The 16,013-nt window shown below is 67.9% G+C and carries 8 protein-coding genes; 4 read left to right on the forward strand and 4 right to left on the reverse strand.

All coding sequences use genetic code 11. The features are described 5' to 3' along the window. Window positions 1-109: 109 nt before the first annotated feature. Window positions 110-1,348: a DUF418 domain-containing protein gene (locus ACO0LV_RS13455; protein ID WP_424788426.1), complete on the forward strand. Its 1,239-nt coding sequence runs from the start codon at window positions 110-112 to the stop codon at window positions 1,346-1,348. A gap of 12 nt (window positions 1,349-1,360) precedes the next feature. On the opposite strand, the gene ACO0LV_RS13460 is transcribed toward ACO0LV_RS13455, so the two are convergent. Next, complete coding sequence (locus tag ACO0LV_RS13460) at window positions 1,361-3,034, reverse strand: gamma-glutamyltransferase (RefSeq protein WP_424788427.1); 1,674 nt, start codon at window positions 3,032-3,034, stop codon at window positions 1,361-1,363. Window positions 3,035-3,171: 137 nt separating this feature from the next. On the opposite strand from ACO0LV_RS13460, the gene ACO0LV_RS13465 reads away from it, so the two are divergent. The 3 genes from ACO0LV_RS13465 (at window position 3,172) to pflA (ending at window position 7,535) form a co-directional block, all read left to right on the forward strand. Further along, window positions 3,172-4,284 (forward strand): DUF418 domain-containing protein, encoded by a 1,113-nt coding sequence (locus tag ACO0LV_RS13465; RefSeq protein WP_424788428.1) that lies wholly within the window; start codon window positions 3,172-3,174, stop codon window positions 4,282-4,284. Between the two features lie 105 nt (window positions 4,285-4,389). Further along, window positions 4,390-6,651 carry a formate C-acetyltransferase gene (gene pflB, locus ACO0LV_RS13470; protein ID WP_424788429.1) on the forward strand — a complete coding sequence of 754 codons (2,262 nt, stop codon included), beginning with the start codon at window positions 4,390-4,392 and terminating at the stop codon, window positions 6,649-6,651. A gap of 8 nt (window positions 6,652-6,659) precedes the next feature. Beyond that, on the forward strand, window positions 6,660-7,535 hold the full coding sequence (gene pflA / locus ACO0LV_RS13475) for a pyruvate formate-lyase-activating protein (protein WP_424788430.1): 876 nt from the start codon (window positions 6,660-6,662) through the stop codon (window positions 7,533-7,535). A 21-nt stretch (window positions 7,536-7,556) separates the two neighbouring features. Here pflA and ACO0LV_RS13480 read toward each other — a convergent pair whose 3' ends face one another. The 3 genes from ACO0LV_RS13480 to ACO0LV_RS13490 all read right to left on the reverse strand — a co-directional run bounded on the left by ACO0LV_RS13480 (window position 7,557) and on the right by ACO0LV_RS13490 (window position 15,937). Beyond that, window positions 7,557-8,981: a bifunctional folylpolyglutamate synthase/dihydrofolate synthase gene (locus ACO0LV_RS13480; RefSeq protein WP_424788431.1), complete on the reverse strand. Its 1,425-nt coding sequence runs from the start codon at window positions 8,979-8,981 to the stop codon at window positions 7,557-7,559. Continuing rightward, window positions 8,978-12,283: an isoleucine--tRNA ligase gene (gene ileS, locus ACO0LV_RS13485; RefSeq protein ID WP_424788432.1), complete on the reverse strand. Its 3,306-nt coding sequence runs from the start codon at window positions 12,281-12,283 to the stop codon at window positions 8,978-8,980. The genes ACO0LV_RS13480 and ileS overlap by 4 nt, the downstream gene beginning before the upstream one ends. A 282-nt stretch (window positions 12,284-12,565) precedes the next feature. After that, complete coding sequence (locus tag ACO0LV_RS13490) at window positions 12,566-15,937, reverse strand: DEAD/DEAH box helicase family protein (RefSeq protein WP_424788433.1); 3,372 nt, start codon at window positions 15,935-15,937, stop codon at window positions 12,566-12,568. Window positions 15,938-16,013 lie beyond the last annotated feature (76 nt).

Here is a 16,013-nt window from a genome sequence, read left to right on the forward strand (position 1 = left end):
GACCGGCTTGGCCAGATCGCACCCCTATCCTCCCAGCCGAACCGCCCACGCGTGCATTGGTGACAGGCGTAAGATGTGCTGATCCGGGCCGTCTGCCACGATCTCGTGCATGAGCCGTACACCGCGAACCAGTATCCCCGCGCCACGGGGCCCGGTCAGTTCCGGCGAACGTGCCCTGGCCCCGGACCTGGCCCGGGGGGCGATGCTGCTGCTGATCGCCCTGGCGAACGTCCCCTGGTTCCTGTACGGGTCCACCCAAGGCACCACCACGATGCACCCGGTGGAGGGGTCCGGCCTGGACCGGGCCGTGCAAGCGGTGATGATCGTGGCCGTGGACGGGCGCATCTACCCGCTGTTCGCGTTCCTGTTCGGCTACGGCATCGTCCAGCTCTACCGCCGGCAGCGCGAAGCCGGAGCCGATGACGGCGCGGCGCGGCGACTGTTGCGGCGACGGCACCTGTGGATGATCGCCTTCGGCTTCCTCCACGCCGCCCTGCTGTGGGTCGGTGATGTGGTCAGCGCCTACGGCCTGGCCGGGCTGGTGCTGGTGGCGCTGTTCTTCCGCCGCAGGGACAGGACCCTGATCGTCTGGGCTGCTGTGATCACCGGGCTGCTGGCGCTGACGGCGGTGGTGTCGCTGATCAGTCTGCCGTTCGTGCCCACCGACATGGCTGCCGAGGAGACCTTCGGCGCGGAGTTCTACGGGATGGGGGTGGCCGTCAGCGCGGAGTCGAACTACGTGACATCGGTGCTGATGCGAGCCGCCGGCTGGCCGGTGACGTTGCTGACCCAGGCGTTCGTCAACGTGGTGGTGCCGGTGATGATCCTGCTGGCCCTCTGGGCAGCTCGGCGGGGGATCCTGGAGAACCCCGGGGCCCACCTGCCCTTGTTACGCCGCACCGCGGTGATCGGCCTGGGGGTGGCCTTCGGTGGTGGCATTCCGCACGCGCTGTATCACGTGGGCGCGCTGCAGGTCGGTGATCACGTCTCGTGGATCTTCGGCAGCGTGGAGATGCTCACCAACGTCTTCGGTGGCCTGGGTTACGTGGCTCTGTTCACCCTGATCGCCTACCGGATCCAGAATCGCCCGGTGGCCTCGAGCCTGCCGGTGGTGGCGGTGGCCGCGGTGGGCAAGCGGTCCCTCTCCAACTATCTGGGCCAGTCGGTGCTGCTGGCTCCGGTACTGACGGCCTGGGGCCTGGGTCTGGGCGCCACGATCGGTTCGGCTGCGGCGGCGGGCCTGGCCATCGCGACCTGGGCCGTACTGGCTGCGCTGGCCTACCTGTGGGAGCGGCGGCAGTACCGCGGACCGGCCGAGACCCTCCTGCGTCGGCTGGTCTACCGATGAGCGGTGGGCCGGTCAAGGCGCTCCGATAACCACGGCCGCCTCCCGTCGCTCGTCGACCGGTCCGGTGACCTCCCCGGTGTCATAGTCGACCTCCAGAGCCTGCAGGGAACCGAAGTAGGCCCACTCCGGCGGGACCACCTCGTAGGACCCGCTCACCCCCTGGGCGAACCCGGCGGAGGGTTCGGCCTCGAGCAGCAACTGACCGTCCTCGTAGGAGAACCGCGGGGCCTCGGTGGCCGCCGTCAGGGTCTGGTCATGCACCGCCCAGCGACTGATCACCTGGGCCAGGACCTGCGGGATCCGTTCGGCGCCGGGAGTGCCGATTCCCAGGACCGCTCTGCCCTCGGCGTCGACGACGACGGCGGGCAGGGACCAACTCACGGAGCGTCTGCCCGCTTCGGGCTGGTTGGCCGCGGTGGTGCCGATGGCGTCGAACCGGGTGAGTTGGTTGTTCAGGAAGTACCCGCCGACGTGCTGCTGGGAGCCCCAGAAACTCGTGATCGTGTTCGTCATGGAGATCAGCAGCCCGTCGGGGTCCACGACGGTCAGGTGGGTGGTGTTGCCGGCGGTTCCCGGATCGGGAGGCCCGAAGGTGGGCGGCTGCACGGTGCCACCGGCCAGTCCGGCGTTGGCCTGGGCGTTGGTGAGTTCGTCCACCGGCACGTCCACGAACGCCGGATCGCCCAGCACCGTGGTGGTGGTCTCGTAGCCGGACTCCCAGCCCCGGCCGATCAGTTCGATGAACGCAGCCGACCCCGGTTCGGTGCCGTCCAGCCCCCCGGCCTCGGCGATCTGCAGCATCTGGATCAGCGACACCCCGGGCAGCGGAGGCGCCGGACCGAGCACCTCGTACCCGGCGAACTCCCCGCGCACCGGTGAGGAGGTCACCACCTCATAGTCGGCGAGCGACTGTGCGTCCAGGCCGTCGACGACGCTGAGATCCTGCGCCAGGGAGCCGGTGTAGTAGGCATCCGGGCCCTCCTGGGCGATGGTTGACATGGTGGTAGCCAGGTTGGCCTGCACCAACAGGTCGCCCTGGTCAAGAGGCTGCCCGCCGGGGGCGTAGTGCTCCAGGCCGCTGATCGCCTCCGGCCCGTAGTCCGAGCGCATCCGCAACGCCAGGAACGGGCTGACCTCGAAACCGTCCCGGGCGAGGTCGATGGCCGGAGCCAGTACCTGGTCCCACTCCAGCTCGCCGTACTCCTCGTGCAGATGACCTAGGCCCGCCACGAATCCCGGAACTCCGGCTCCACCGGCGCCGATCGTCCCCGAGTTCGGGACGACCTCGCGATAGTCGTAGGCCTGCGCCTCCCCCTCGGCGGGCACCACGATGGCCGAACCGCCGCCACCGATCCCGGAAGCGAACGGTTCCACCACCGACACCGCGAAGGCAGCCGCCACGATCGCATCGGCGGCGTTGCCGCCGGCATCGAAGATCTCCTCCCCCGCGGCTGCTGCCAGTGGGTGAGCGGCACTGATGCCGTACTGGGCCAATGGACTCTCCGGCTCCGGCTCCGGCTCGGGCTCCTGCGTGGGCTCGGACGGTTCGTCGGTCGGCTCGTCGGTGTCGGTGGGGGCGGGCTGCTCCGTGGTCGGGGTCGGTTGGACGTCGTCTTCCGGCGCCTCCGAACAGCCGGCCAGCAGCAGGGCCGCGGCCGCCACGGTGATGGTGAGTTGTCGGGACATGGCCAGGTCCTTCCCGTCGATCGGCTGCCACCGTACCCGCCCGGTCACGTCCTCGCGTGTCGGGCCGGGTCAGCAGCCCCTGCGGCAACGGCGTGCCTGAACGGGCAGCGCCAGGGGGCCACGGCTACATTGAATCGGTGGACTCGGCACCGGATTCGCACCTGGGGAAGCCCGGCGGGAGCGCGCACTCTCCCACCGCGGAATCCTCCGGGCGCCGGGTCGAGGGCCTGGATGCCGCCCGTGCGTTGGCGATTCTGGGCATGCTCGCGGTGAACGTGGGCCCGCTGGACGGTTCCGGGATCACGGGCAAGTTGCTGGTGCTCCCGCACGGACGGGCCTCATTGCTGTTCGTGCTGCTGGCCGGAATCGGCTACACCCTGCTCACCCGCCGGGCCCGCCAGGGTGGTCCGGTGCCGTGGCAGCAGGTGCTGTGGCGGGCGGTTCTGCTGGGCTTGATCGGACTCAGCACCCAACTGCTCGACCACGAGATCGACGTCATCCTGACCACCTACGCTGCGCTGTTCGTCGTGGCACTGTTGTTCGTGCGCGCTCCCAGTTGGCTCCTTCTGGCAGGCACCGGTGCCGTCACGCTGGCGGGGCCGGTGTTGTGGCTCGTGATGCAGTCCGGTGGTGCCGAGTTCGACCGGGAGCCGGCCACTGTGCTGGATCCGCCCCTTCAGATCCTCGTGTCCACGGTGGCCTCCGGGCCTTACCCGATGCTGACGTGGCTGGCCCCGTTCCTGTTCGGGATGTGGCTGGGGCGCCTGCGCCTGGGTGATCGAGACGTGCAGTTGCGCCTGCTCACCCTCGGCGGCGTGGTGGCCGTGGCCGCCGAGGTGCTCACGCGGGTGCTGGAGGCGGCCGTGGGCCCTGCGAGTGAGGCCCTGGGCGCCGAACGGCTCATCTCCGGGGGTGCCCACTCGCAGATGCCGCTGTGGCTGGTGGCCGGCACGGCAGCAGGAGTGTTCGTGCTGGGGTTGGCGCTCCTGGTGCAACCCGCCTTGGGTGGGGCGTCGTGGCCGCTGGTGGCCACCGGGCAGATGGCCCTCACCGTGTACGTGGCGCACATGGTGCTCCTGGCGGTGTTCGTACGCCCCGGCCCGCACACCCTGATCGGTGGTGCGCTGACGACGGTGGCGCTCGCCCTGGTCCTGGTCGTTGCGGCCACATTGTGGCGCCATTTCGTGGGCCGTGGCCCCCTGGAGGCACTACTGCGCTGGGGACCGCGCAGATCACACACGGCCCCCTGAACCACCCGGTGCGCCCGCCCCCTCCTGGGCGGGCCGTTGGTCCCAGGGATGCGGTCATCGCTCGCCGTAGCCTGGCGGTGCGGCACTCAACCTGGGATGTGAACTATGACCACGACCACGGTCCGGTCCGGACTCCAACCCGCGTGGCGCGGGTTCTACGAGGGGCCATGGACGCACACGATCAACGTGCGCGACTTCCTCACCCGCAACCACCGGCCCTACCACGGCGATCCCGGGTTCCTGACCGGCTCCACCGACAAGACCCGCAGGCTGTGGGCCACCCTGGAACGGGACTACCTGTCGGTGGAGCGCAGCCGGCGGGTCTACGACGTGGACACCAGCACCCCGGCGGACATCGACGCCTTCGGCCCCGGCTACATCAGCGGCGACGACGACGTCGTCGTCGGGTTGCAGACCGATGTGCCCCTGAAGCGGGCGATGATGCCGGCCGGCGGCTGGCGGATGGTGCAGACCGCGATCGAGGAAGCGGGCGGTGAGGTCGATGAACGGATCAAGGAGATCTTCACCCGGTACCGCAGGACCCACAACGACGCCGTGTTCGACATGTACACCCCGCGCGTCCGGTCGGCACGCTCGGTGCACCTGATCACGGGGTTGCCGGACTCCTACGGGCGGGGCCGGATCATCGGTGACTACCGGCGGGTGGCGCTGTACGGCGTCGATGCGTTGATCGCGCACAAGCAACAGGCGCTGGCCGATCAGGCCGGGCAGGGATTCTCCGAGGAGTGGGCACGGTCCCGCGAGGAGCACGCCGAGCAGATCAGGGCACTGCGCAAACTCATCACGCTGGGCCACCAGTACGGGTTCGACCTGACCCGGCCGGCCGCCGATGCCCGGGAGGCGGTGCAGTGGACGTACCTGGCCTACCTGGGGGCGATCAAGTCCCAGGACGGTGCCGCGATGAGTTTCGGTCGGCTCTCGGGGTTCTTCGACATCTACATCGAACGTGACCTCGCCGAAGGGGTGCTGACCGAGACCGAGGCACAGGAACTCATCGATGCGCTGGTGATCAAGTTACGGATCGTGCGCTTCCTGCGCACCGAGGCCTACGATCAGGTCTTCTCCGGGGACCCCTACTGGGCCACCTGGACCGACGGTGGCTTCGGTGAGGATGGGCGAACAACGGTCACCCGGACCTCGTTCCGGCTGCTGCAGACGCTGCGCAACCTGGGCCCGGCACCGGAGCCGAACATCACGGTGCTGTGGGACGAGGAACTGCCCGGACCGTACAAGGAGTTCGCCGCGGCGATCAGCGTGGAGACATCCTCCCTGCAGTACATCTGCGATGACCACGTGCGAGAGCACTTCGGTGACGACGCGGCGATCGCGTGCTGTGTCTCGGCGATGCGCATCGGCAAGCAGATGCAATTCTTCGGCGCCCGGATGAACATCGCTAAGACGTTGCTGTACGCCCTCAACGGCGGCCGGGACGAAGTGTCCGGTCAGCAGGTGGTGCCCGGATTCGAGCCGACCCGGGCGTCGGCGCCGCTGGGCTTCGAGCAGGTGTGGGACGCGTTCGAGGCCATGCTCGGCTGGGTCGCCGAGACGTATGTGGAAGCGTTGAACATCATTCACTACAGCCACGACAAGTACGCCTATGAGGCGGTCGAGATGGCACTGCACGACACCGAGGTGGTGCGGACCCTGGGCTGCGGGATCGCCGGACTGTCGATCGTGGCGGACAGCCTCGCAGCGATCAAGTACGCCAGCGTCACCCCGGTCCGCGATGAGTCCGGGCTGATCGTGGACTACCGGACCGAGGGTGAGTTCCCCCGGTACGGCAACGACGACGACCGCGCCGACGATCTCGCCCGGTTGGTGGTCACGACGGTGATGAACAAGATCCGTGCTCTGCCCCGGTACCGCGATGCGGTGCCCACGCAGTCGGTGCTGACGATCACCTCCAACGTCGTCTACGGCAAGGCCACCGGCTCGTTCCCGTGCGGGCACCGAGCGGGCACCCCGTTCTCCCCCGGCGCCAACCCGGGCAACGGCCGGGACACCCACGGAATGGTCGCCTCGATGCTGTCGGTGGCGAAACTGCCCTACGCCGATGCGCTGGATGGAATCTCGCTGACCAACACCATCACTCCCGCCGGACTCGGGCACACGAAGGCCGAGCAGGTCGCGAACCTGGTCGGGATTCTGGACGCCGGCTTCGGCTCAGGGTTGTTCCACGCGAACGTCAACGTGCTGAACAAGGCCACCCTCCAGGACGCGATGAACAACCCCCAGGACTATCCCAACCTGACCGTGCGGGTCTCGGGCTACGCGGTGAACTTCGTCAAACTCACCCGTGAGCAGCAGATGGATGTGCTGTCCCGGACCTTCCACACATCCTCGTGAGGTGAACGATGACGCCCGCGCTGGCCCCGCAGACTCCCGCCCCGGTGGGCCCGCAGTACCCGGACGCCCCCCGCGAGCGGCTGGCCGGCGCCGGTCTGAACGGACTTCCGACCAGAGACCTGACGCGCGGTGACCTGGAGGCCGGCATGCGCTCCGGCGAGTTGGGTACGGTGCATTCCTGGGAGTTGTCCACCGCGGTGGACGGGCCGGGTACCCGGCTGGTCGTCTTCCTGTCCGGTTGCCCACTGCGTTGCCTGTACTGCCACAATCCGGACATGCTGCGGATGCGCGAGGAACAAGCGGTCCGGGCCGACGACGTGCTGGCGCTGGTGCGCCGGTACCGCGCCGTGTTCGCCGCGACCGGCGGCGGACTCACCCTCTCCGGTGGGGAGGTGCTGATGCAGCCGGCCTTCGCCGCCCGGATCCTGGCGGGGGCGCGGCAGATGGGCGTGCACACCGCTATCGACACCTCGGGGTTCCTCGGTTCTGTGTGCGGCGAGGAGATGCTGGGCGACATCGACCTGGTGCTGCTGGATGTGAAGTCCGGCAACGAGCAGACCTACAGACGGGTCACCGGAGGATCACTGGCGCCCACGCTGCGGTTCGGTGCCCGGCTGGACGCTGCCGGGGTACAGATGTGGGTGCGGTTCGTGCTGGTCCCGGGTCTGACCGACGACGCGCAGAACGTTGATCAGGTTGCGGCTCAGGTCGCGCCGTGGTCGTCCGTGGCCCGGGTGGAGGTGCTGCCGTTCCACCAGATGGGCAGGGACAAGTGGGTCGCGCTGGGCCTGCCGTATGAATTGGCCGATACCTGCCCGCCGTCCCCGGAACTGATCGAGCGAGTGCGCGGGCAGTTCCGGGCACGCGGGCTCAGGACGTACTGATCACACGACCGGCGCGGCATTTCACCCGTGACCGAGAATCGCGCGCGCGTCCGCGGCCAGCATCACCGATCCGGTCACCAGCACACCGGTGCCGGAGGCAATCTGGTCCACCTGGCCCTGCTCGGCCAGGTCCGCGGCGAGGGCGATCGCATCCCCCACGAACGGGGCCACGTGCACCTGATCGGGGTCGAAGATGTCGCGGGCGATCTCGGCCAGATCCTCGGCATCCATCGACCGCATCGAGGTGGACTGGGTGATCACCACCTCATCGAGCGCCGGTTCCAGTTCGACCAGGATCCCGTCCACGTCCTTGTCCGCCATGATGCCCACCACCCCGATCAGACGGGTGAAGGAGAAGGCCTCCTGCAGGGCCTCGACCAGCGCCTTGGCCCCGGCCGGATTGTGCGCGGCGTCGAGCAGCACCGCCGGGCTGGACCGAGCCAGTTCCAGCCGTCCCGGTGACGTCACCGCGGCAAAGGCTGCCTCGACCAGGCTGCCGTCCAGCGCCCCGCCGCCGAAGAAGGATTCCACCGCAGCCAGCGCCAGCAGCGCGTTCTGTGCCTGGTGTGCGCCGTGCAGCGGCAGGAAGATCTCGGTGTACAGGGCCCCGGCGCTGCTCAGGTCGAGCAACTGGCCACCCACCGCCACAGCCCGGTTGGCGATCCCCAGGTCGAAACCCTGGGCCAACACCCGGGCCCCGCGCCGGACCGCGGTGCGGGCGATGATCGAGGCGACCTCCTCGGTCTGCTCGGCGCTGATCACCACCACTTCGGGGTCGAGTTCCTTGATGATGCCCGCCTTGACCTCGGCGATCTCCTCCAAGGTGTCCCCCAGCCAGCGCTGGTGGTCCCGGGCGATCGGGGTGAAGACCGCCACCTCGGCGTCGGCAACGTTGGTGGAGTCCCAGAGGCCGCCCAGACCCACCTCCACCACCGCAACCTCAACCGGGGCGTCGGCGAAGGCGGCATAGCCCATCGAGGTGAGCACCTCGAAGAAACTCAGCCGGGACTCCCCCCGCTCGGCGAGTTGTGCATCGACCATCTGCACATACGGCTCCACGTCCTCCCACACGGCCACGAACGCCTCGACCGAGATCGGCTCGCCGTCGATGCTGATCCGCTCGCGCACCGTGTGCAGGTGCGGGGAAGTGAACCGTCCGGTACGCAGACCTGCTTCCCGCAGGAGTTGCTCGATCATCCGAGCGGTGGAGGTCTTGCCGTTGGTGCCGGCCACCTGGATCACCCGGAAGGCATCCTGCGGGCGCCCGAGCAGGTCGGTGAGCATCTGGACCCGCTCGATGGTGGGCTCGATGTCGTGCTCGGGCCTGCGTTGGACGATCAGTTGATAGATCTCCTCGGCGCGGGCGGCGAGTGCGGGATCCACCGGTGCGGCATCTCCTCCGGTCCCGGGTCGATCCGGGCCGGGAACTCCTGGCGATCGGCTCATGCGCCCCACTCCTCATCCCGGACCAGGTCCACCCCGAGGTCCGCGCCGTTGCCGGAGTGGACCTGCACCGAGGTGGCCAGCGTCTCGGCGGCGATGAAGTCGGCGTGAGCCTGCACCGCTGCCGACCATTGCGCGGGCGGGATCAGCGTCAGCGTGATCCGATCGGCCACGTGTAGCCCCGCACTCCTGCGGGCGTCCTGGACCTGGCGCACCACGTCCCGGGCGTAACCCTCGGCACGCAACTGATCGTCCAACGCCAGTTCCAGCACCGCGAATCCGCCGCCGGGCAGTATCGCCACCGCTTGCCGGCCGTCGGCGTCCTCGGCTACCTGGGTGACCAACTCGTACTCGCCGTCGTGCAGTTCGATACCGCCGGCCACGACGGTGCCGTCCTGCTCGACCCAGTCCCCGGCACGGGCGCCCTTGATCGCTGTCTGCACGTCCTTGCCCAGGCGTGGTCCGGCTACCCGGGCGTTCACACTCAACCGGGTCGTCACCCCGAACCGGTGTGCCGCCTCATCTCCGGCAAGCAGAAGTTCGACCTCCTTGACGTTGAGCTCCTCGGCGATCAAGCCGGTGAAGGGCTGGACCGCTTCGGGCTCCTGCACCGCGATATAGACCCGCCGCAGGGGCTGGCGGACACGTAGTTGGTGGGCCTTGCGCATGCCGTGGGCGGCCGAGACCGCAGTCCTGGCCTGGTCCATCGCCGCGACCAGGTCCGCATTGGGAACCAGGCCGTCCTCCACCACGGCATCGCCGACCGATCCGGCGATGCCGCTACCGTCGCGCACCGGCCAGTCGGTCAGGTGCACCGACCGCGCACCGGTCAGTCCGCGCCAGATCTCCTCGGTCACCAGCGGGGCCAGCGGCGCCATCAGCCGGCACAGCACCTCCAGTGCGGTCCACAGGGTGTCGTAGGCGTCGGCGTCCTCGGCCCAGAACCGGTCGCGTTGGGTGCGCACGTACCAGTTCGTCAGCACATCGAGGTGGTCGCGGATCGACTCCGCCGCCCCGGCGATGTCGTAGACGTCCAGCGCCTTGGTGACCTCCAGCGCCAGGTCGTGGGTGCGGGCCAGCAGGTACTGGTCCATCTCCCCCAGTTGCGCCACCCGCTCGGTGGTGACGGGCTTGGCCTGGTATCCCGCGCCGTCATTGGTGGTGTTGGCGTACAGGCTGAAGAAGTACCAGGTGCTCCACAACGGCAGCAGGATGGTGCGCACCGCGTCACGGATGCCGTCCTCGGTGACCACCAGGTTGCCGCCGCGCAGGATCGGGGATGCCATCAGGAACCAGCGCATCGCATCGGAGCCGTTGCGATCGAAGACCTCGCGAACGTCCGGGTAGTTGCGCAGCGACTTGGACATCTTCTGCCCGTCGTTGCCCAGCACGATGCCGTGGCTGACGCACGCGGAGAACGCCGGCCGGTCGAACAGCGCGGTTGCCAGGATGTGCAGGGTGTAGAACCAACCGCGGGTCTGGCCGATGTACTCCACGATGAAGTCGGCCGGGAAGTGGCGGGCGAACCATTCGGCGTTCTCGAACGGGTAGTGCACCTGGGCGAAGCTCATCGACCCGGAGTCGAACCACACATCGAGCACGTCCTCGATCCGGCGCATGGTGGAGGAGCCCGTGGGATCGTCCGGGTTGGGCCGGGTGAGTTCGTCGACGAACGGACGGTGCAGGTCCACCTCGCCTTCGGCATTGCGTGGCAGGCGCCCGAAGTCGCGCTCGATCTCCTCGAACGAGCCGTACACGTCGGTGCGGGGGTAGTCGGGGTTGTCGCTGCGCCACACCGGGATCGGGCTGCCCCAGAACCGGTTACGCGAGATCGACCAGTCCCGTGCGTTGGAGAGCCACTTGCCGAACTGGCCGTCCTTGACGTGCTCGGGCACCCACGTGATCTGCTGGTTCAACTCGACCATCCGGTCCTTGAACTTCGTCACCTCCACGAACCAGGACGAGACGCCCATGTAGATCAGCGGCTGACGGCAGCGCCAGCAGTGCGGGTAGGAGTGGTCGTAGGTCTCCCGGCGCAGCAGCACCGTACCGGGGGTGACCGATCCGGCGTCACCGTGCCCGGTGGTGGCGGCCTTGAGGTGCTCGATGATGGGCAGGTTGGCGTCGAAGACGAGCATCCCGGCGTACTCGTCCACCGGGGGCGTGAAGGCACCGTCGGTGCCCACCGGGCGCACCGGTTCGATGCCCTCGCGGTCGGTGGTCTGCTTGTCCTCCTCACCGAAGGCGCCGGCGTTGTGCACCAGCCCGGTGCCGTCGGTGGTGGTGACGTAGTCATCGGCCACGATGCGGTGGGCCCCCTCGTGGCCCTGGAAGTAGGTGAACGGCGGGGTGTAGGACCGCCCGACCAGGTCGGCGCCCTTGAGCCGGTCCACGATCCGCGAGCGGGCCAGGTCGGCGTCGCCGCCGGCCAGCTCCCGGGCGTAGGCCTCCAGGCGCTCCTCGGCCAGGATGTAGCGCTCGGTGCGCGAGTCATCGCCCGGGTGCGGGGCTTCGACGACGACGTAGTCGATGTCCTCCCCGACGACGACCAACAGGTTGGAAGGCATCGTCCAGGGCGTGGTGGTCCAGACCAGCGCGAGTTCGCCGGTCTCCAGGCGGTAGCCGACGGTGACCGAGGGGTCCTGGCGGGACTGGTAGACGTCCTCGTCCATGCGCAGTTCGTGGTTGGACAGCGGTGTCTGGTCGTTCCAGCAGTAGGGCAGCACCCGGAAGCCCTCGTACACCAGGCCCTTGTCCCAGAGTTGCTTGAACGCCCACAGCACCGACTCCATGTAGTCGGGGTTGAGGGTCTTGTAGTCATTGTCGAAGTCCACCCATCGGGCCTGGCGGGTGACGTAGTCGCGCCACTCGTCGGTGTACTTCAGCACCGAGGCCCTCGAGGCGGCGTTGAACGCCTCGAGCCCCATGTCCAGGATCTCGTCCTTGGTCTTGATCCCGAGCTGGTCCATCGCCTCCAGTTCGGCGGGCAGGCCGTGGGTGTCCCAGCCGAAGCGCCGCTCCACCCGCTTGCCCCGCATGGTCTGGTACCGGGGCACCACGTCCTTGACGTAGCCGGTGAGCAGGTGGCCGTAGTGGGGCAGGCCGTTCGCGAACGGCGGGCCGTCGTAGAAGACGTACTCGTTGGCGCCGTCGGTGCCTGCCTCGCGCTGGTCGATCGAGGCGGTGAAGGTGTCGTCGTCCTTCCAGTAGGCCAGCACCTGCCGTTCCAGGGCGGGCAGGTCCGGGGAGGACGGCACGCCGGTGGTACCGGTGTGCCGGGGGTAGTGGTTGGCCTGGTGCGCCATCGTGGTCCTTTTCCTCGTCGCCTTCGCTCGAGGACGGGCCCGGCATCGCCGGCTCCCGCGGTACCACCTCGATTGCCGCGCGCACCCGCCCGCGGCCACTCGTCGTCGGCTGTGACGGGCCTACCCGTCCGGGTCTAATGAGGCCGCGCGCACCCGCGCCGGCCCGTTCTTCCGGATGGCTCGCCGGTGATAGCCGGGTCACTGCCAGCGGTCATTCTATCCCGGCATGCGCCGTAGGTACACACCGCAGGCACGGCGGCGCGCGGCTCAATGAAGCGCCCGCTACGCAACTTCCTGCGGGACAGCCGTGGCTTTGATGTCGCGAAGGGTCGCCACGATGGCATCGACCTGGGAGTCGGTGAATAGTAGGTCCGCGCGGCCGTGGTCGGTGTACGGCGACTCGAACAGCCGGCCTGGTTCCATCATCCCGTTGGCGGTGAGTTCATCGACCACCAACTCCACGAAGCGCATTTGGTTGACGGTGAACGTGGCGGCGTCCAGGTAGTCGGAGAATGCCTCGGTGGCGGCCTGCCGGTCCAGGCCCACCAAGGAGCGGATGAAGAGCCCCAGGCCGCCGGTCTGCTCGGCAGCAGCGGCAATGTCCTGCGGCTCACCGGTACCGCTGGCCAGCAGCATCTGCTCCAACGCAGCCAGATCCTCCGGAGTCAGTTGCCGGTTCCTGCGCAAGCGCTGCAATGCCACATGATCCTGGTGCCGGACCAGGTATGCGGCCGCCTTCTGCCGAAAGCGGTCCAGGTCGGTGCCCGGGGTCACCATCGCCAACTCGATCGCGCTGGCCTCGCCGAGTTCGTCGACGAAGTCGGTGTAGACGGGATTGCGCCGCGCCGAGTCGGCAAGGCGCACCAGGGAGCGCATCCGCTTCCGGACCGACTCCAGCATCGGCAGGGTGACGTCCACCCACCAGCCATCGGATGCCACGGCCTCCAGCAACGTCGCTTGCTCGGCGACCATCGGAATCGTGGTCTTGCCCAGGAGGGCGCCGGCGATCGCCTGAATGGTCTTTCGCAACCGATCGGCCGTAGCGGTATCGCCTTCGAGGTCGGCCAGCTGACGACGCAGGATCAGCAGGTCGAATCGCTTGGCGTGCTCGTCCTCATCGCGCACCGATGAGGGAAGACCGGCGAGTTCGAGAACGTCCTCGGCATCCGCGCTGCTGAGCGATTCCCATGACGAGGGTTCTGAGAAATGTTCGACGGCGCGGCGGTGCGGCCGCACCAGGACGTTGCCCGGGTGCATGCCGGCCACGGTCTGCTGCAACGCAGCCGTGATGCTTCTGCGCAAGTCCGGTTCGACCCGAACGTGCTGCAGACCACGAGCCAGCGCAACCCGGGCTTCAAACAAGTGCTGGGTGAGGGATTTCTGTATCGACCCTTCGCTGCCTGGCAGGTCCTGGTTGAAGTACTCCAGGTTGCCGCAGAAGTCGAAGACGAGGAAGTCGGCCTTGGCCGCGCCGGGGCCGAACAGGTCGGGGCGCAGGCGGGTGCCCCGACCGATCATCTGCCAGTACTTCGACTTGGACCACACAGTCTTGAAGAAGACGAGGTTGACCACCTCGGGGATGTCGATGCCGGTGTCGAGCATGTCCACGCTGATCGCGATGTGAGGGGCCTTGGTGGGTGTGGCGAAGTTCTCGATCAATTGCTGGGCGTACGGGCTGGCGTGGGTGATCGCGCGGGCGAAGTGTCCGGCGTACTCGGGCCAATTGGTGTCGAAGCGTTTGGCGATGAACTCGGCGTGGCGCTGGTTCTTGGCGAAGATGATGGTCTTGCCGAGCCGGTCGCCACCCGCGACCTTGTACCCCTGCGTCATGAGAGTTTCGAGCACCTTGTCCACGGTGTCGGTGTTGAACAGGAACCTGTTGAGTTCCTCTGCGCCCACCTCATCGGGCGCCTCTCCCTCGCCCCAGTCCAGGACGTCCCACTGGTCCTTTTCGTCTTCGCTGAGTTCGTCGTAGTGGATGCCCCGGCGTAGGAATTTCGTACCCACGGACACGCCTTTGGGCGGCACCAGATATCCGTCGGCTACCGCGTCCTCCAGGCTGTAGGCGTCGGTGGGGACGCCTTCCTCAAGGTCGAAGAGACGGTACGTGTTGTAATCAACCTCATCCTTCGGAGTGGCGGTCAAACCCACCAGTATCGCGTCGAAGTAGTCGAAGATCGCGCCGTACTTGGCATATACCGACCGGTGCGCCTCATCGATGATGACCAGGTCGAAGTGTCCGGGCCCGAACCGCTGCGCCTGGGTAGCGTCATCGTCGGCTTCGTTGATGAGGTTCATGATGGTCGGGTAGGTCGACACGTATACCCTGCCCTCGCCGTCTCGTTCGGTGACCAGGTTGACCGTTGTGGCGGCGGGCAGGTGCTCCTTGAACGCCCCGACCGCCTGGCGCACCAGGGCGTTACGGTCAGCCAGGAACAGGACCCGCTTGACCCAACCGGCTTTCATAAGTTGGTCCACCAGGGCGATGACGGTGCGGGTTTTCCCGGATCCGGTGGCCATTACCAGCAGGGCTCGGCGTTGCCTGCTATCGAGGACCTCACCGATGGCCTTGATCGCCCGCACCTGGTAGGGCCTCCCGGCGATGTCGGTGTCCACCGCGGCCGTGGCCAGGGGCCTGCGGGTGTGACGGCGCTGGACCATCAGTTCCAGTTCGTCGCGGGTGCAGAAACCCTGCACCTTCCGGGGCGGATAGCCGCCGCCGTCGTCCCAGAGCCAATGCTCATACCCGTTGGTGTAGAAGATCACCGGTCGGCGGCCGAACTGTGCTTCGAGCCGGTCGGCGTAAAGTTCGGCCTGTTGTCGGCCGACCTGGACGCTGCTGCCGGCGCGTTTGGCCTCCACCACTGCCAGCGGTAGGCCGTCGGCGCCCCACAGCACGTAGTCGATGTAGCCGCGGCCTCCGCCGGGCATCCCGGCCACCGGGTACTCCCGGTCATGGTCCTGGTCCAGGAGCCACCCGGCTGCGCGTAAGTCGACATCGATATAGGCCGCGCGGGTCTGGGCCTCGCTGTAGTCGCGGGTGTCTTCGATACCGGCAGCCGCTTTGGCGTCCTGAGCCGAAGCGATCTGTGCCTGGAGTTGGGCGATCCGTTCCTCGTGGGCAGCCAGGAGTTCATCCCGTTGGGCGAGTTCCCGGGCGTGTGCTTCGTCCTGCTCCTGGAACTTCTTGGCCAGGCGCACCAGTTCGTCACGTGAGAGCGGCGCCGCGTTCGCCGCCAGTGTCGGGTCGAACGGAGTTCGTACCGGGACGGCCGCGGGGTCGGCGGAGTGGTGGAAGGCCGCCCACACCACCACATGGTGCAGTTCGCGTAGCGCGGCGAACCCGTGGTCGGAAGCCAAAGACCTTGCCTCGTGCACGGCGGAATTGCCGAGCCGGCGGATGAGGTTGAGTTTCTGGTTGATGCTGTTGCCGGTGCGGGTCTTGAACCCGCTGTCGTTGATCCGAGCGGCCAGGTCGTCCCGGTACGGCTCGGTCAGATTGAGAACCTCGTAGAGATAAGCGACCAGGTGCTCGATCGCGCGCCGGCTATAGAAACACGCCGCGCGCGGGTCGGAACTCAGGTAGGACTCGGCCTTGACGCAGTCGGGGTGAACTGTGGGCAACGCAGCCTTGACGAAGGCGAAGTTGCTCACGACGCTCCTTTCCCCCGAGCGTTGCATGTGGACTCGGCGTACCCGCTGATCGCAAGCCATGCGGGCCGAGGCAACG

The sequence above is a fragment of the Pseudactinotalea sp. Z1739 genome, from assembly GCF_049725055.1.
GTDB lineage: Bacteria > Actinomycetota > Actinomycetes > Actinomycetales > Beutenbergiaceae > CALKWS01.